This is a genomic window from Ekhidna sp., from assembly GCF_965227465.1.
GTDB lineage: Bacteria > Bacteroidota > Bacteroidia > Cytophagales > Cyclobacteriaceae > Ekhidna.
The window spans coordinates 991,716-1,008,528 of the sequence record NZ_OZ245746.1; the positions used below are offsets into that span (position 1 = coordinate 991,716).

At 40.7% G+C, this 16,813-nt stretch carries 15 protein-coding genes; 4 read left to right on the forward strand and 11 right to left on the reverse strand.

The features are described 5' to 3' along the window. Nucleotides 1–161: 161 nt before the first annotated feature. Nucleotides 162–728, reverse strand: a complete 567-nt coding sequence (locus ACO05G_RS04580) for a hypothetical protein (RefSeq protein ID WP_421764897.1) — start codon at nucleotides 726–728, stop codon at nucleotides 162–164. A gap of 258 nt (nucleotides 729–986) precedes the next feature. Beyond that, a complete protein-coding gene (gene xerA, locus ACO05G_RS04585; protein ID WP_421764898.1) occupies nucleotides 987–2,147 on the reverse strand; it encodes a site-specific tyrosine recombinase/integron integrase in 1,161 nt (386 codons plus the stop codon). Between the two features lie 80 nt (nucleotides 2,148–2,227). Between xerA and ACO05G_RS04590 the strand changes: the two genes are divergently transcribed. The 3 genes from ACO05G_RS04590 (at nucleotide 2,228) to ppk1 (ending at nucleotide 6,030) form a co-directional block, all read left to right on the forward strand. Then, nucleotides 2,228–2,638, forward strand: coding sequence for a hypothetical protein (locus ACO05G_RS04590; RefSeq protein ID WP_421764899.1), 411 nt, complete (start codon nucleotides 2,228–2,230; stop codon nucleotides 2,636–2,638). Nucleotides 2,639–2,826: 188 nt separating this feature from the next. After that, nucleotides 2,827–3,765: a malate dehydrogenase gene (gene mdh, locus ACO05G_RS04595; RefSeq protein ID WP_421764900.1), complete on the forward strand. Its 939-nt coding sequence runs from the start codon at nucleotides 2,827–2,829 to the stop codon at nucleotides 3,763–3,765. Nucleotides 3,766–3,930: 165 nt separating this feature from the next. Beyond that, complete coding sequence (gene ppk1, locus ACO05G_RS04600; RefSeq protein WP_421764901.1) at nucleotides 3,931–6,030, forward strand: polyphosphate kinase 1; 2,100 nt, start codon at nucleotides 3,931–3,933, stop codon at nucleotides 6,028–6,030. Nucleotides 6,031–6,074: 44 nt separating this feature from the next. Here ppk1 and ACO05G_RS04605 read toward each other — a convergent pair whose 3' ends face one another. The 5 genes from ACO05G_RS04605 to ACO05G_RS04625 all read right to left on the reverse strand — a co-directional run bounded on the left by ACO05G_RS04605 (nucleotide 6,075) and on the right by ACO05G_RS04625 (nucleotide 10,921). Then, nucleotides 6,075–7,169, reverse strand: a complete 1,095-nt coding sequence (locus ACO05G_RS04605; protein WP_421764902.1) for an alkene reductase — start codon at nucleotides 7,167–7,169, stop codon at nucleotides 6,075–6,077. A 90-nt stretch (nucleotides 7,170–7,259) separates the two neighbouring features. After that, nucleotides 7,260–7,643, reverse strand: a complete 384-nt coding sequence (locus ACO05G_RS04610; protein WP_421764903.1) for a hypothetical protein — start codon at nucleotides 7,641–7,643, stop codon at nucleotides 7,260–7,262. After that, complete coding sequence (locus ACO05G_RS04615; protein WP_421764904.1) at nucleotides 7,644–7,973, reverse strand: PadR family transcriptional regulator; 330 nt, start codon at nucleotides 7,971–7,973, stop codon at nucleotides 7,644–7,646. A gap of 12 nt (nucleotides 7,974–7,985) precedes the next feature. Further along, entirely contained in the window at nucleotides 7,986–10,601 is a 2,616-nt protein-coding gene (locus tag ACO05G_RS04620; RefSeq protein WP_421764905.1) for an ABC transporter permease, read from the reverse strand. A gap of 161 nt (nucleotides 10,602–10,762) precedes the next feature. Further along, nucleotides 10,763–10,921 carry a DUF1328 domain-containing protein gene (locus ACO05G_RS04625; protein WP_348283946.1) on the reverse strand — a complete coding sequence of 53 codons (159 nt, stop codon included), beginning with the start codon at nucleotides 10,919–10,921 and terminating at the stop codon, nucleotides 10,763–10,765. Nucleotides 10,922–11,183: 262 nt separating this feature from the next. Between ACO05G_RS04625 and ACO05G_RS04630 the strand changes: the two genes are divergently transcribed. Continuing rightward, nucleotides 11,184–11,585 (forward strand): hypothetical protein, encoded by a 402-nt coding sequence (locus tag ACO05G_RS04630; RefSeq protein WP_421764906.1) that lies wholly within the window; start codon nucleotides 11,184–11,186, stop codon nucleotides 11,583–11,585. Nucleotides 11,586–11,649: 64 nt separating this feature from the next. Here the strand turns inward: ACO05G_RS04630 and ACO05G_RS04635 are convergent, their stop codons facing one another. From ACO05G_RS04635 to ACO05G_RS04650, 4 genes are all read right to left on the reverse strand, one after another. Continuing rightward, nucleotides 11,650–12,660, reverse strand: coding sequence for a hypothetical protein (locus ACO05G_RS04635; RefSeq protein ID WP_421764907.1), 1,011 nt, complete (start codon nucleotides 12,658–12,660; stop codon nucleotides 11,650–11,652). A gap of 85 nt (nucleotides 12,661–12,745) precedes the next feature. Further along, the gene (locus ACO05G_RS04640) at nucleotides 12,746–15,394 is read right to left on the reverse strand and encodes a TonB-dependent receptor (protein WP_421764908.1); all 2,649 of its coding nucleotides are present in this window, start codon (nucleotides 15,392–15,394) and stop codon (nucleotides 12,746–12,748) included. Nucleotides 15,395–15,400: 6 nt separating this feature from the next. Next, nucleotides 15,401–16,282 carry a FecR family protein gene (locus tag ACO05G_RS04645; protein WP_421764909.1) on the reverse strand — a complete coding sequence of 294 codons (882 nt, stop codon included), beginning with the start codon at nucleotides 16,280–16,282 and terminating at the stop codon, nucleotides 15,401–15,403. Further along, entirely contained in the window at nucleotides 16,282–16,800 is a 519-nt protein-coding gene (locus tag ACO05G_RS04650) for an RNA polymerase sigma factor (RefSeq protein ID WP_421764910.1), read from the reverse strand. Before ACO05G_RS04650 ends, ACO05G_RS04645 begins: the two co-directional genes overlap by 1 nt. Nucleotides 16,801–16,813: the final 13 nt, after the last annotated feature.

A 16,813-nucleotide genomic window follows, 5' to 3' on the forward strand; every position in this document is an offset into this window, starting at 1 on the left:
GCGCAGCTGCCCAACACCTACAACGGCATCTATGAAAGACTGCAATTAGAAAGACAAAATCCAGAAGCAAGACAGTTGCTAGGAGAGATGCAATTTCAGAATGGGTAGCGGAGCGGTGAAGATCAGATGAAAGTTGTGAACAGCACTTAGGCGCATTCGTGCTAGCGACTGTTAGTAGCTTGTATCAAATGTCTTCTATATCGAAAGAGAATGTTACCAAGGTAGTAGTCAACCATAAATAGTAGTTGAATGTTCCAGTCTTCAAGCTCTTTGTTAGATAGTTCAGTTAAAGCAGGTGTTATAGCGATTGATATTCCCATTGTTCTTGCTAGGCAATACACATAAAATGAGGTGTCTGTTTTAAGAAGAGCATAATGATATAATCCCGTTGGATTTGGAGCAGTGCCCCATTTCCTACCTTCCCTTCTTTTTGCTTCACGTTGTTCTTCTTTCTTTCGCTGGTCTGGGGGCATTTGTTCAATATAGGAGACGTCCCATTTTAGAGAATCTGGGATATCTCTGTCGCTATAATTTAGGATTATATTTTCCTCGATTTCATCTGCCTGATCTTTAGTAAGAAATTGTCGAAGGTTATAAGTTGGGTCGTATAATTCTTCACTATACAGACTTATTTCTTTTCTCAGTCCTGTCTGTTCAAGTGTATTAATGAGGTCAATTGCGTTGATGCTGTCATAGTCTAGAGGTTCACCGTTAACCAGTTGCATCATATACTTTCTTGTTTGTTCCCCCAAGCTTGAAGTGTTAGGAAAATTTGTGTTAAGAAAGTTCTGGTAGGAGTTCATAAGTTCACGAAAACTTTCTGCTTTCTCAGTTCCCAGTTCGTTCAGGAACTCTTGTTGACCGAAGGAGAAGTTAGCCGAGGTTAGAAGGGTTAGAAAGAAAGATATTCGAATGATTCTCAATTTGATCTGGGAAATATGGCTACTAACCATCCGGATATGTTGCAATAGTGCAATATATCTGCCTTATGTGTTTATGTTTTGAGGTAAATCTAATGGATTTCTAATGTTAGACAACCCGTTTAATGCCACATGGGTATAAACTTCGGTCGTTCTGGACGAATTATGACCAAGTAATGTTTGGATATATCGCAAATCAACACCACTCTCAAGCAAATGCGTAGCAAACGAATGCCTTAGCATATGTGGGGTAACTTTTTGTCTAATCCCAGCCTTCTTTGCTGCTTTATGAACAACTCGAGCCACACTCGAACTGCTATATTGCTTTCCATTTTCTCCCTCGAACAGATATTCGGAGGGCTTATAGACCAAAAAATAAGATCTTAATTCTTTAAGCAGGTTTTCACTTAGAAGCGTATACCGATCCTTGTTTCCCTTGCTTTGTTCTACACGGATCATCATCCGATCACTATCAATGTCCGTCACCTTCAGATTTAGTAGTTCTGCTCGACGCAGACCTGCGGAATACAAGGTACTTATGATACATCGATGCTTGATATTTTTCGTTTTTGTAATCATCAGCATCACTTTCTTTTTACTGAGAACCTTAGGAAGTGTTTCCTGCTTATAGGGTCTCTCCACAGAATAAAACCTATTAGGCATTTCTAACACAACCTCATAATAAAATTTAATGGCGTTAATCGATTGATTGATGTATGAATTGGATTTACGCTCTTTTACCAGACTTTGTAAATAGCTGCTAATATCGTGTTCGTTCAGCTCCATTAGCTTAGTGGTCATTGGAAAATAATTAATGAACCGTTCAAACATTGGAATGTAGATTTTAGCAGTATTGAGGGAATACTTTCGAGTCTCTAACTTTTGATAGAAAGATTCCGGGCAGTATCTCCAGTTTTTCCGAATGGGTCGATTTCGGTATCGATCTATCGAGAGAGGTGCATTTCCTTCGCTTATTGGTCTGTTTGTGAAAAAATGGCTGCAATTAACCCAGGCGATTCCTTTAAAGGTTTCGAAAATAACATTTAGGTTGTCAGGCTGATTAGGAAGGAACGCCATCCCATAATAGTCACTCCATCGAATGGAAGGAAGGGTTTTCACCAGCCGCTGAATCACCTTATCAGACCTGAATTGTAAGCCGATATATCGACCTTCATTAATCACCAGGTGCTTCAGAGTCACCTGTCGTTCCTTAAAGTGAGTATTCATGAAGCAATAAACGTCAACAATGTTTTAAAAACCGTTTGTTTAAACGTATACTTACGTATATATGCGTATAAAAAACGTTTATGGAACTGCTACGATCATTTTCAGAATGCATGAACTGTCATAAACCATTGGCAGGTAGACGGGATAAGAAATTTTGCGATAATCAGTGCAAGGCTGAGTATCACAATAAGAATAAGTCATACGGCGAACTGTACATTTCAAGCACGCAAAGCAAAGTCCGTCATAATCGGAGAATATTGAAGACGCTGAGCCCGGAAGGCAAAGCCACTGTTCGGAAAGAAATACTGGACCAGATGGGGTATGACTACCGGTATTTCTCGGGAATATTTAAAACAAAGGCAAACCTCTATTACCTGGTTTATGACTATGCCTTTTCGCCCATATTTGAAAAAGGGATAGAGAAAGCTTTGATTGTGCAACGGCAGGACTACATGGACCGGTTGACCCTTGAGATTTGGAAGAAATCGTGATCCATATTCAATCGTTTTAAGTCCGTTTTTCTCGCTGCTAATCACTACTTTTGCGCTTGAAAAAATTACCCATTTCTAAACTAAATAGATCATGAAATGAGCATTAAAAATTCAAAGTGAGCTTTACTTTGTCACATATGAATTTTTCATTGCGAATTCCATATGACCTTTAAAAACAGATAAATATTATGAAAGTAACCGTCGTAGGCGCTGGAGCCGTAGGTGCTAGTTGTGCCGAATACATCGCAATCAAAGATTTCGCAGCGGAAGTTGTACTCATCGATATCAAAGAAGGTTTTGCTGAAGGAAAAGCCATGGACCTGATGCAGACCGCATCACTCAATAGCTTTGATACGAAAATCACCGGCACAACCAACGATTACTCAAAAACAGCAAATAGTGATGTAGCGGTTATCACTTCAGGGATTCCACGTAAACCGGGAATGACCCGTGAAGAGCTGATCTCTACGAATGCTGGAATTGTAAAGTCCGTAGCGGAGAACTTGATCAAGCATTCTCCCAATGTAATCATCATCGTAGTATCCAACCCAATGGATACCATGACATACCTGGCGCACAAAGCACTCGGACTACCAAAACATCGAATTATCGGTATGGGTGGAGCACTGGATTCTGCTCGTTTCAAGTACAGACTTTCTGAGGCATTGGATTGTCCTGCTTCTGATGTGGATGGCATGGTTATCGGAGGGCACTCAGATACAGGCATGATCCCATTAACAAGACTGGCTACACGTAATAGTGTGCCTGTTTCAAAGTTCTTGAGCGAGGATAAACTCAACTACGTCCTGGAAGAAACCAAAGTTGGTGGAGCTACATTGACAAAACTTTTAGGGACTTCTGCATGGTACGCTCCTGGAGCCGCTGTATCAGCAATGGTTCAGGCGATCGCTTGCGATACTAAGAAAATGTTCCCTTGCTCGTGCCTGCTGGAAGGTGAGTACGGACTTAATGACTTGTCCATTGGAGTACCGGCGATCATCGGCAGAAACGGAATTGAGCAGATCGTAGAGATTGAGCTCGACAATGCGGAGAAATCAAAATTGGAAGAGAGTGCAGCTGCTGTAAGTAAGACAAACGGTGTGCTTTCTGAAATGAATATTATTTAAATTCATCCTTCAATGATGTGACGAAAAGAAAAACGTTACGTCATATTCGAGTCGGTCTCGGATATCTCCTGATTTTAAGAACTACTCTTGATTTTTGGAGATTCCTGTATGCACAGGAATGACGCTAAATCGTTTTTCTTTTCTATTTTATGATTGTTTAAACGAATGCAAACCACACACGAACTCATAAGCAATAGTAACCTGATCAGCAGGGACCTGAGCTGGCTTCAGTTCAATCACCGTGTGCTCGATCAGGCGAGGAAGGAAAAGCGAAACTTGTTCGAAAAACTCAAGTTTCTGGCGATCACTTCCAGTAATGCTGATGAGTTTAACATGATCCGTGTGGGTAGTTTGTATAACTATCTGGACTATGGAAACGACCGGGTAGACTATTCAGGACTTAAGGCGATCCCGTTTAAAAATGAGTTGCTCTCCGGTCTAAAGGATTTTGGAAAGCAACAGAATCAACTCTTCCTCGACCTCAAGCCGTGGTTTAATCAGCATAACTTTGAGATCAAAGGCTATCAGGAGCTTACCGAAAAGCAACAAAAGTCAGCTGGGAGGTACTTTGAAAAGACCATCTTTCCGATGCTGACACCCATGGTTTTTGATCCGTACCACTCGTTTCCCATTTTGGTGAACAACATCCTGATTTTCGGCGTGGTTACCAAAGCGCTGAAGTCTCGGGAGAAAAAGAAAATGTCTTTCATCCAACTGCCTCAAAACTTACCTCGGTTCTTTGAGATCAATGAAAAAGACAAGGTCATCTTTGTACCCATCGAGAAGATTGTCCAACAGCACCTGGATCATGTGTTTAAAAATGTGGATATCATTTCCAGCTCACTTTTCCGTGTGACCAGAAATGGGGATTTTACGCTTGAGGAATCAGAGGATATTGAAGCGAACTTTCTGGAGGAGATGAAGAAGAAACTGAAGACCCGAAAAACTGGTCGGGTGGTTCGTATGGAAGTGGAAGAGGAGGCAGATCCGTGGCTAATCAAGCAATTGAAGAAACGCTATGAGATTGGCAGTGAGAATATTAAAGTAACACCGGAAGGGTCTTTAATTGATTTTACCTGCCTCTGGCAGATTGTAAATCACGAGGACTTTGTGTCATTTCTCCCGGTACGTCCCAAGCCGGTACCCCCGATCAGTATGTCAGATATTGAGCATCAGGATATGTTTAAAATCCTGAAGGACCGTGACATCCTTTTGCATCACCCTTACAATACCATTGAGCCATTGCTGGATCTGTTAGAGCAAGCTGCGGAAGACCCGCATGTCTTGTCCATCAAGTTGACCATCTATCGCTTAGCGAAGAATAGCAGAGTGGTGGACGCCTTATTGCAGGCCGCAGAGAATGGAAAACACGTCTCGGTACTGTTTGAAGTAAAGGCCCGGTTTGATGAGGAGAATAACATGAAGCAGGCATTAAAGCTTCAAAAAGCCGGATGTTTTGTGATTTACGGTGTGGGCTCCTTAAAGACGCACACCAAATTGCTTTTGATTGTAAGGAAGGAAAAAGAAAAAGTTAATCGCTTTGTACACATGAGTAGTGGTAACTACAACGAGGCTACCGCTAAATTGTACACCGATCTCAGCTTACTTACCTCAGACGAGTCTTATGCGAACGATGTGCAAGAGTTCTTCAATGTAATTACCGGTCACAGTATGCCTGAGGAGTATGACAATCTGATTACCGCACCCACTCACATGCGAAAGGGGTTGATTGCGTTGATCGATAGGGAACGGGAAAATGCGGTGGCTGGGAAACCTAGTGGGATTGTCATCAAACTAAACTCGCTACAGGATAAAGACGTGATACTCGCGCTATATGAGGCATCAAAAGCCGGAGTACCAATCAAGTTGATCGTCAGAGGAATTTGTTGCTTGCGACCAGGACGTGAAGGGTTGAGTGAAAACATATCCGTCCGATCGGTAGTGGGAGAGTACCTGGAGCACTCCCGTATTTTTTATTTCCATAATGAGGGAGATCCCAAAGTCTATTGTGGAAGTGCCGACATGATGGTACGATCGTTTGACAGAAGGTTGGAATCGTTGTTTATCATCTCAGATCCTCCACTAAAGCAGCAAGCCATCAATATTTTGGCCTACAACCTGAAAGACAATGTGAATACCTATGAAATGAAAGAGGATGGGTCGTATGTTCACCTGGAGCCAAACGGCCAGTCTCCTTTCGATATTCATCAGGAGTTTTACAAGGTGAAACGTGAGCTGATTATGAAAGCCAAATTGTTTGAATAAAAAAAAGACCCACCTTTCGGCGGGCCTTTCACCACTAACCAACACTACTCATTTTCCATTGACGGATAATCCGTATATCCTTTTTTACCAGGGGTATAAAATGTATCAAAATTGGGCTCGTTCAAATCAGCTTTTTCTTTCATTCGTTTTACTAAGTCCGGATTAGCTATAAAGGGTCTCCCAAATGCCACTAAGTGACCTAAACCGTCATTTAAATCTGATTCAGCTTTGTCTCGATCATAACCACCGGAAATAATAATTGTTCCACCGAAGGCATCTCGAATACCTTCTTTTAAAGTACGCGGAACTTCCGGAGTGCCCATAGATGAATGATCCACTAAATGGACATAAGCCAGTTTCAAATCTGCCAGCTTATCTGCCAGGTAAAAAAACGTTTCTTCTTGTCCGTCAAATGGATTGATGTCATTGAATGCTCCTGCTGGAGACAAACGAATACCGACTCTGTCTGAACCAATCGTTTCGGCGGTTTTGGTTGCTACTTCAATAGCAAATTTTACTCTTCCCTCTATCGCACCTCCGTATTCATCAGTTCGTCTGTTGCTTTCAGGATTGATGAATTGCTCAATGAGATATCCATTTGCACCATGAAGTTCTACCCCATCAAATCCTGCCTCAATCGCATTCTTAGCAGCATCAACATATTCTTGAACAGTTTTTTCAATATCCTCCAATGTCATCTCCTTTGGAGCTGGTATTTTCTTTGAACCTTCCTGATCGGTATACATTTCGGTTGTAGCCGGAGCTATTGCGGAGGGAGCCAGCACTTCAGCTCCATCAGGCAGATTTAAAGGGTGGGAAACTCGACCAGTGTGCATCAGTTGAATGAAGATTTTTCCTCCTTTGTCATGCACAGCTTTCGTTACCGGTTTCCATGCTTCAACTTGTTTTGTGCTATAAATGCCGGGAATTCTTGGGTACCCTGCTCCATTTGGAGAAGGAGCAGTTCCTTCTGTGATGATCAATCCGGCTCCTGCTCGCTGCTCATAATAGTCAGCCATGATTTGGGTCGGAACGTGGTTTTGATCAGCCCGACTTCTGGTCATTGGCGCCATAATCACCTTGTTTTGGAGTGAATTATTGCCCAGTTTATATGCTTCGAATAATGTTGAGTCGTTCATTGTTAAATTTATTTATTTAAGGTATTTACATTTAATGTATATACATATAATAATTTCTGTGAGTTCATTATTGTTTTAAAAAATCTAAGATTATCTATAGAGCTGGATCATCTGGTCAATGAATTTCTCATTGCCCGGCTCATTGAATTGGATAAAACGTCCGTCTTTTTCAAGCTTCAATGCACCATCATAGATTATTTTCATTGAATCACGAGGCATGATCCAAGAGTAAGCCTGAAGCTTAACTCTAAAGTGGATAATTAGTCCTTTTGGTCGTAGTTCGATGTTAGCAGTGGAGATGTAGTGATCAGCATTCATGTAGTCCTTATATTCTTCACTGATCTTACTAACGGTCATTCGCCGAGAGCCAATTCCTTTCATCTTCCAGCGGTCTTTCCACGAAAAGGGTGGGCCTACAGCCGTATTTATTTTTCTGGTAGTCTTTTTATCCGAATAGGAGGTGTCAAAAATCATCTAGGTATTGAAGGCAACCGATGGAATTTCGCTCCATATGGCATTGCGTTGTTCTTTTACCTGTTCCAACACTTTTTGGCCACTTTTTGTTACTCGAAATAGGTGCTTTCTTCTGCCACCTCGTTCTGAAGTAGCACCGTCATACCTGGAGTCTACATAGCCTTTTGACTGAAGTCTTGCAAGAGCAGCGTGAACCGTACTGATTGTAATGGTTCGATTGCACCTCTTTTTTATTTCTTTCATAATGGCAACTCCGTATGCTTCGTCGTAAAGAAGCGCGACGGTAAGCATGATGAGTTCTTCTAGTTCTCCTACGTTTGTTCCCTTCATACCGATGATTTTTTATTCATTACTTAAGGTTTCAGATGGATTTGTGTTGGCGGTTTTTATGGATAAGGCACTGATGATAAGACCACTGATAAACAGCGTTAATACCCCGGCAACCACAAAAGCCAGTGCATCCATCGATATTTTATAAACAAATTCATTGAGCCACTGAGCAATAAGGTAGTAAGCCAATGGAGCTGCTATCATAAAGCTGATGAACACCACGATGGCAAATTGCTTATTTACCATTGAAACAATGGATGATACAGAGGCACCCAGTACCTTTCGGATGCTGATTTCTTTTTGTCTTTGTTGGAGCATAAGCGCGGTGAGTCCATATAGACCAAGCCCACACAAAATGATGCTGATGATCGCGTAGATGGTTGTCATTCCGAGCAATTGTGTCTCTTTCTCATATTGCTGATCAAACCATTCATCCACAAAGTAGAAGTCGATGGGTGTTCTGCTTGCTAGTCCATCCCACACGTCAATGATGTAATCCACAGTCTCTCTGGGATTTCCAACAATTTTAACTGAGCTATTCCAGACCGTCGAGGTATTGAGGTAAAGCACCATGGGCTCAATGGTAGCAGTGGCAAGCGAGCCATAATGAAAATCGTCAATGACCCCTATAATGGGAGCCGGGTCACCATCCTCACTAAAGCGGATGTGTTTGCCTATTGGATCGTCCCATTCCAGAAAGTCTACCATTGACTGATTAATAACCAGGTTATTTGAATCTGCCTGTGAGCCTTTAAAGAATGTCCTGCCGTAATTGAGTCTTATCCCGTAGGTATCGAAAAATTCCTGATCCACTCCAAAAATTCTAGTAGTCAATTCGTCGGAATATCCCTCTGGAAATAGCGTAGTAGAAAAAGTACCGGAACCTACTGCTGATCGTGAAGTGGAGATGGAGGCAATATTTGGATTTTTGAGTAATTCAGTCTCAAAAACCTCAATTTTCTGATCCATTTCATTATTTACGTCGATAACCATTACCTGCTCTTTGTCAAATCCGAGTGGTTTGTTTTTCAGGTAATTGGTCTGCCGTATCACAATAATGGTACATACGATCAGGAAAATGGAAATCGCATACTGTAAGGTTAAAAGGACTTTTCTAAACCAGCCTGTAGATCCAATTGCGGATGATCCTTTAAGTATGGATGAGATCGGAGGTGCTGACAGCACCACTGCCGGGTAAAAGCCAACAAATAAGCTAATTGCTAGAATGAAAGTTAGGCCTGCAATCAAAACAATTGGCTGAAAAAGGGCCATTATTGATAGCTCCTTACCGACCAGGGGATTCATTTGTGGAATGAGGAAAAACAACAACCCATAACTAATGATAGTGGCTATCAAGGTGCTGATGAATGTCTCGCTGACAAATCGACCCATTAGCTGATGCTTAGTGGAGCCCATGACTTTTCGGATGCCTACCTCTGTTTTGGTTTCTGTCGCTCGTGAAAGCGTAATGTTTACATAGTTGACACTAGCGATAAGAAATACTAATAAAGCAGAAAAACCCAATGTGTACACAAACGTGATACTACCGGTCTTTATGCTCCTTTCATTTCTAATATCTTCCCCGTAAAGGTGCATGTCTTTCAGTGGCATCAGTTGAAGAAAGTAGTTCTCAGCACGTTCCTCAAAATGACGATTCATCATATCAGGCAATTCTTCTACAACTGCCTCCGGTCTGGTGCCTTCAGATAGTTTAACGAAAGTGAAAATCCCCTGAGCCAGCCAATTATTCATCCAGGTATATGAAAGTGGTCCTACATTAGGTACCGTGGTACTCCAGGAAATGAGTGCATCAAACTGCATGGAAGAACGTCTGGGTATATCTTCAAATACACCTGTGACCGTATAGGTTAAATCATGCAATCCGATTACGGATTCTCCAACTGGGTTTTCATCCCCAAAAATTGATTTGGCAAGGGATTGACTGATGACGATGGAGGAGGGAGCTGCAAGTGCGGTAGAGGCATTTCCTGCCATTAGATTGAAGTCAAAAAATTGAAAGAAACTGGAATCAGCAAAATAGAGATTGTTAGTTGCAAAATTATTTTGTTCATATGAGATGATGGCTTTGGAAAACCAGGGACATACACGTACGAATTCCTGTACATCCGCATATTCTTCCGTCATCGTTGGGCCCATCATGCCCGAAGTTTCATATGTGAAATGGTCAATGTTCTCAGCAGGATTTATATAATGTTTATACAGTCGGTATGTTCGATCAAGATCGCTATGCTGTTTATCAAATTGCAGCTCATCATGGATGTAAATCAATGCGTATAATGAGCAGGTTATCGCAGTGATCAACCCGATTAAGTTAATGGCAAAAAATGCCTTGTGTCGTTTGAGGGATCGGAGTGATGTTAACAGGTAGTTGGACCAGATAGCTTTCATATTTGATACTCTTTTTGATCGTTTAATAAATCGTAACCGAAAAAAGCCCAATGCCTGAAGGAGGTAAATGAGTCGGGCTTTTACAGTGCCTTTTTGATCTACATTCTCGAAAAAGAGTTCTTCTAAATCCCCTGAAATACCCTCAAAAAGGTAAGGTTCACAGTAACGTTCAACTAAACGTTGAATCCATTTCGGTGGTCTGATTTTGTTATCGCTCATCAGGAGATTAACCTACTTTATTAAGTAAGGTTACTAAATCTTTCGTATATGTAGAAATTGGTTAAGGTGAAATTAACGTAGAGTAAATATATATGTTTCGTTTATGTAGAAATTGAGTATAAAAGAAAGACCCAATTGAATGAGATTGGGCCTGAATATATTTATGCAAATAGGTCTGTGACCAGTGACAAGACAAGTAAGATGACGAAAATGAAGAATAGAAAGCGGGCAATGCCTGCAGCTCCTCTCGCCAGTTTAGTAAATCCAAAAAGTCCGGCAACAAGTGCCACTACAAGAAATATTACGGTCCACGTTAGCATATTATTATCGTTTTAAATTAAAAATATCCTTTAATGTGGGAATACCATGCCTAACAGCTGAACGGCCTCTTAGCGTACATTTTTAGATGAAAATGTCTAAAAATGAAATACGAATTCTCGAATTGAGAATTGTAAATAAGGGTGAAGTACCAAAAAATAAGCTTTATGACATCTTTAGCGATATGGTATACTTTTCGTTCATATGCTCTTGAAATTTTAAAAGAATTATACAACTATGAAAACCGTGAATAATTATTTAAAAATGACTGTTAAATCACTTTTTGTAATTGCTTTAGCTACGATGATGGCGTGCACGAATAATTCGTCCAAAGAAGAATTGGAAGACGACTTTAGCGAGCAAAAAGAAAATGTGATTGCAGAATTAGAAAAAATGAAAACAAGTATTAATGATGCAATTGATGATGTGGAAGATAAATTAAACATCAACGAAGGTCCTGTGGAGCGTTCCCTTGAAGAAGCTAAAGCTGATTTAGAAAGTAAGAAAGAGGATGTTGAGGACGCTTTGGAATCGGCAAAAGGCGCGACAAAGGAGAATTGGGGGAATGTCAAGGCAGAGGCGAATAAAGCACTTGATGATATTGAGCAAGGACTGAATAAAGTGAAAAAGGATATTGAAGAAGCGCTCAATCAGATCACTGACTAAAAAAGTAAAGTGCCCGGGAGCTAACTCCGCGGGCACTTTTAACTAACCTGAGTATATCTCTTATTTAATCATTTCCACAGTCATCTTCCCATTCATCCCATTCTTCTCCAAGGTCTACTTCCTGGGAAATTCCATTTTCAGTAACCGTTACAATGTTGTCACATGCTCCATTTCCATAATTGATACTGTAAGTGCCTGATTGATCTCCAACTGTATAGCTTCCTGATTCCTGTCCACTTACATATATCCATACTCCGTCTGATTCACAGGTAAAGTCATAGAAAAGTGGTATGTCTACCTGTGCTTGAAATGCTTCACCAGTACTTACCTCTATTGACTCTGTCCTTGACTTGACAGTGTATCCATCCTGATCTACTTCCTCCGCTCCTTCAGCAACATAATCTACTTCAACCAGACGTTCTCCAGTAGATACATCTGAAGTTGAGTCGTATCCATACTCCATGTAGCTGGTTTTTAAGTCTGCAGTGAACTCATAAGTAGCGTTGTAATAGTAATATGATGAATCTGCGGGTTCAGATGTTTCATTGATTTCTTCCCAAGTTCCGCTATAGCTGTGCGTACCATCAATGGTCCAGTCATGTCCCCCGAAGTTTGTATATGTTGCGGCTGAGCTGAAACTTGATTCATTGTAGGATCCTTTCTCTACCAGCTTACCTTTCAACCACTGTCCGTAGTAATCACATCCATCTCCAAAGTCTAGCGAGTAGGTGTAGTTTCCTTTTCCGTCATCTTCCCAGGTTTCTACAAGACATGCTGGTTGTGAGCCTGTAGAATCCTGTGCAGTGCGTCCTGCTTTTCTAAACATGTCAGATGGGGAAGATGCAGATCTACCTTTACGTCCATTTTGAAAATTTCCGAATAGTGCTCCCATTGGCCCACCTATTCCATTACCTCTTAGTTTATTCAAAGCGGAGTTCGAGTTGACCAAAAGGTTATCTGCTACTATATTTTCCTGTTGAGGATCTACTGGAGATTCTCCACTGTCGTTACATGACCAAACAAGGATGGCAAGAGCTACCCAAAGTGAGGCGATAATAGATTTTCTAGTTTTCATAAGTTTTGAATTTGTGTTTCGGTATTGATACAGGTGATGAAAAAATTACCCTACCGAAATATTCAAAATTTTAGAAAATAAGCCCTTAGAAGCGAATATTGAAGAAAAAATTAGGGGTGAATCCTAGTAGTTGAGTGTCAAGAGGTACAAGAATAAGCTCATCAGTGGCCCCAGCAATATCGGATTGTTCGTCAAAAATGTACCTGGCGGTAAACTTGCGTGACTTGATGTTTTTATTGTTCAATACATTAAAAAAGGTTACTCCGGATTCGCATGAAAGACTCCCAATATTGAAATTGTATTTCGCAGAAAGGTCTAATCGTTTATAGGCAGGCAGTCGAGATTGATTAATGCGTGTCAGATCATAGAAAGATACCGTGTCATTATCAATGCCGTATTCTGGGTTTGAAGGCGTGTAGCGCTGACCCGTGCCTAGTAAAAACACACTTGAAAGTTCCCACTTTCCAAGCTTAATGATATTGGTAAAATTCAGCTCGTGCCGCTGATCTTGAGCAGAAGGGTAGGGGTTGTTCTGGTTTCGATACCAAAATGAATTCTCAGATCGTCCTAACGAATAGCTGAGCATGGAAGTAAAAGTTTTATTTCGGTATTTGATAAACAGATCCATCCCTTCGGAATAGTTTTCGCCCGACAGGTTGAGCTTTTGCTGCAGAAGAACCTCTATAATCTCAGGTGGTAAAACCAAGAATTGACTTTCAATGATTCCTTCTGTCCGTTTGCTGTAATACTCCAGATCAATGGACCATCTGTTAAAATTGTAATTACCTCCAAAAATGAAATGCGTACTCCGCTGCACAGGGATGATTTTATCGTCAGCCATAATCCAGTAGAATTGATCAGAATTTTGAAGAATAGAGAGCGAAGTTTGTGTGATGAACTGGTGGTGAAAAGTGGCGGCACCTTTTACAGAGAATTGATCATTTATTTTAATACCCATGTCGAAGCGAGGTTCCATGTACCACTTTTCGGTGGGTTCGTAGTGTGACGCTCTCAGCCCGATGTTTGCAGTAATGTCATCTTTCCTAAACTCATAATTTCCATACAAACTAAAAATACCTGCCTCAATAGTTAATGTATCGGTATATCCGGCTGTGCTTGTTAAATCCACCAAAAAACTTTGCTCAGTTTCATAGTTGGTGCTTATTGAATTGATTTCAACTCCACCGGAGAAAACATTTCCGTTCTCCAAATCAACTTCGTTATGTGATTTTATGGTCACATCACCAACGGAACTACCTATGGTATAGTTGAAATATTCGAAAGAGGAGTTTGCTTCAATGGTGTCTCCGTTGAAAGCGATATCCTCAAAGAATGTCTGTGTGATTGAAAGTGATTCATCTTCGCGATATTCTGATGCACTCAGGGTAGTGGTATTAAACCAATTGGGTTTAATATGACTTCTGAGATTCATGCTTATGCCAACGTTTGCCCAGTTGGATTCATCCAAGACGGTGTACTCGGCAAAGTCATCACCTTCTGCATAATTTGCATTATAGATGTCTTCGCTAGCGTATAAATTCACATCAAATACGGATCTATTACTGAACCGATGCTGAATTTTAGCATTGATGTCGCTAAACGTGAGCGATGGAGATAAATTGATCGTATTTAATTCAGGACTTATGGATTCCAGGTAATTTTGCCTACTGGAAGTAAGAAAGTCCTGGTATAGATCTGAATTAACCACACCAGTGGTCGATTGCCTAAATGCAATCAAAGCAGATGTTTTTCTACCTAAAGGAATATTCAGGGTGGTATTAAATGAAAGCATATTCAACCCTGCATATCCGTTGAATTTTTCGACTCCTCCGTTCTTACCTGCCACATCAATAACCGAGGAAATTCGACCACCGTATTGAGGTCCGAATCCACCTTTATAAATACTGACGTTGTTGATGGCATTGGGATTTAACGTGCTGAAAATTCCGAAGAAATGATCCAAGTTGTATAAAGTAAACCCGTCCATGAGGACCAGGTTTTGTGACGGCAAACTCCCTCGAACGACTAAGCCAGAGGAGGTTTCATCTGTCGCTCTTACACCCGGCAGAAGCTGGAGAGACTTAAAAACATCTGTTTCTCCCAGCATCGGGAGGGAGCTGAATTGCTGTGGATTCAGGCTGAAAAATGAAGGATCTGGATTGAAATTATCCGCTTCTGAGGTTAACACTACCTCTGGCAATTCCTGGGGATCTTGGTTTAATCGCAGCGTTAGATTTTCCTGGTTTGGAGCTACTTTAAGCTCAAGGTCTTTATATCCAATATAGCTAACTGTTAAGGTAACGGTATCCTGAGAGGGTGGCAGGCTGAAACGGCCGTTTTGTGAGCTCAAAGTGCCCTTTTCTTTGGTTTTCACGTGGGCAAATGCAAGCGGTTCGCCGCTATCATTGTCATATACTTGTCCGATGATTGGATCACTCTTCGGTTCAACTTTTTTAGGAATGACAAGGTAAATGCCATCTCTAAGTTTTAACTCAAATGGCAGATCTTCAAATACTTTACTGATTAGTTCGGCTTGAGATCTGGCAGAAAGGTTCTTCGATATTTTGTGTTTGGAAAGAACCCTGGGACTGTATGAGAATTTCAGGTCGTACTTTCTCGAGAGGGATTTAATCACGGAAACCAGTGATTCATTTTCTACATTCAGATCAAAAACTTCCTGGGAATAGGATGCTATGGTGAACAATAATGCAAATGAGGCGATAAAGATTCGCATATTGATTTATTCTGGTTCTTTGATCGCATAGGTAGTTTGACCGGTTTTTTCATAGGTCAGACCCAATGGCAGACATACCATTTCGAGGGCACTATCAATGTCCTTATTCGTGAAATATCCGTCAAAAATGGTATCAGTTGTATCCGGAAGACTAATTGAGACATTGAATTGCCTTTCAACTTCCTTCAAAACGTTGGATAAACGCTGTTCACTAAAGTAAAACTCACCTGCTTGCCATTTGCCTACTAGCTCAGTATCTAGTGATGAGCGTTTTACTGTATCCGTTTCTAGCCGTATGGTTTGACCCGGAGTTAAGGGTTCTTCTAATGATTTGGAAGGGATTTGTACTTTGACCTTGCCGGTTTTGCATGCTACCTCGAACGTTGAATCTCTTGAATAGACATTAAAAGATGTGCCTAAGACCTCTACCGACCCAATATTGGTGATCACACTAAACTTTCCACCTTTTACTACTTCAAAAAATGCTTCACCATCAAGAGTTACCTCACGGTCCCACTGGTCCATGTAGCTTATGGTTGAACTTGCGTTAAGAATTACTTGAGAGCCATCCGGCAGATCTATGGTTTTAGATTCAGCCGGGGTTGTACTGAAACTCAATTGCTTTGGCACAATGGGATCGTTGCTACTAAAGATAAAGACAAAAGTGACGATCAGGGCGATTGATGCAGCTATGCTCAGATAGGTCCAAATCGGGATTGAAGCTTTGGGTTCATTAATTTCGGATTCAATGTTATTCCAAATGTCCTCCTTGCTTTTTCCTTTAGGCGCATTCGCATTCGCAGAATTTTTAAGGAATTCAGCTAATTCATCATTTAAGTCAGAAGACTCATGATCAAGGATTTTTCGATATTTATCTAAATCGCTCATTATAATTTCATCCCCAGAGATTCCTTTAATAAGGCGAGTGTTTTACTCATGCGTTTTTCTATCGCCTTGACACTTAAATTTAATCTCTCTGCTATCTCTGCATACTTAAGTTTTTCGATTCGGTTCATTAAGAACACCTCCCTACAATCAGGTGGTAAGCTAGCGATAACCGCATTTAATTTTTTTTCAAATTCAGCTTCCTCCATAATGAATTGCGGAGAGGCAGAACTGGATGTAAGCATTGAGGTATCACCCATTTTTTGGTGTTCTCTTACCACTTTTTGATGGTTGAAATGATTCATTAATAGATTATTGGCAATCGTATAAAGAAAACTCTTAACCGTATCTCTTTGAATATCATCTCTTTTATTCCACACTTTTATGAAAGTCTCCTGAACCAAATCATCTGCTAAGTCTATATCTCCACATTTATAATAAATAAACCCTCGAATACTCTCGAAATATTCATCGTAGAGCCTTTTCAGGTCATTCTTGGAAAATGATTGGGTGACTTTCATTTGAGATATACTA

Bases quoted from the DNA above. Each gene is read 5' to 3' on its own strand.
- ACO05G_RS04620 (WP_421764905.1), bottom strand. From the start codon at position 10,601: ATGAGCGATAACAAAATCAGACCACCGAAATGGATTCAACGTTTAGTT.
- ACO05G_RS04630 (WP_421764906.1), top strand. From the start codon at position 11,184: ATGACTGTTAAATCACTTTTTGTAATTGCTTTAGCTACGATGATGGCG.
- ACO05G_RS04650 (WP_421764910.1), bottom strand. From the start codon at position 16,800: ATGAAAGTCACCCAATCATTTTCCAAGAATGACCTGAAAAGGCTCTAC.
- ACO05G_RS04580 (WP_421764897.1), bottom strand. From the start codon at position 728: ATGATGCAACTGGTTAACGGTGAACCTCTAGACTATGACAGCATCAAC.
- ACO05G_RS04590 (WP_421764899.1), top strand. From the start codon at position 2,228: ATGGAACTGCTACGATCATTTTCAGAATGCATGAACTGTCATAAACCA.
- ACO05G_RS04640 (WP_421764908.1), bottom strand. From the start codon at position 15,394: ATGCGAATCTTTATCGCCTCATTTGCATTATTGTTCACCATAGCATCC.
- ACO05G_RS04625 (WP_348283946.1), bottom strand. From the start codon at position 10,921: ATGCTAACGTGGACCGTAATATTTCTTGTAGTGGCACTTGTTGCCGGA.
- ACO05G_RS04645 (WP_421764909.1), bottom strand. From the start codon at position 16,282: ATGAGCGATTTAGATAAATATCGAAAAATCCTTGATCATGAGTCTTCT.
- ppk1 (WP_421764901.1), top strand. From the start codon at position 3,931: ATGCAAACCACACACGAACTCATAAGCAATAGTAACCTGATCAGCAGG.
- mdh (WP_421764900.1), top strand. From the start codon at position 2,827: ATGAAAGTAACCGTCGTAGGCGCTGGAGCCGTAGGTGCTAGTTGTGCC.
- ACO05G_RS04635 (WP_421764907.1), bottom strand. From the start codon at position 12,660: ATGAAAACTAGAAAATCTATTATCGCCTCACTTTGGGTAGCTCTTGCC.
- xerA (WP_421764898.1), bottom strand. From the start codon at position 2,147: ATGAATACTCACTTTAAGGAACGACAGGTGACTCTGAAGCACCTGGTG.
- ACO05G_RS04615 (WP_421764904.1), bottom strand. From the start codon at position 7,973: ATGAAGGGAACAAACGTAGGAGAACTAGAAGAACTCATCATGCTTACC.
- ACO05G_RS04605 (WP_421764902.1), bottom strand. From the start codon at position 7,169: ATGAACGACTCAACATTATTCGAAGCATATAAACTGGGCAATAATTCA.
- ACO05G_RS04610 (WP_421764903.1), bottom strand. From the start codon at position 7,643: ATGATTTTTGACACCTCCTATTCGGATAAAAAGACTACCAGAAAAATA.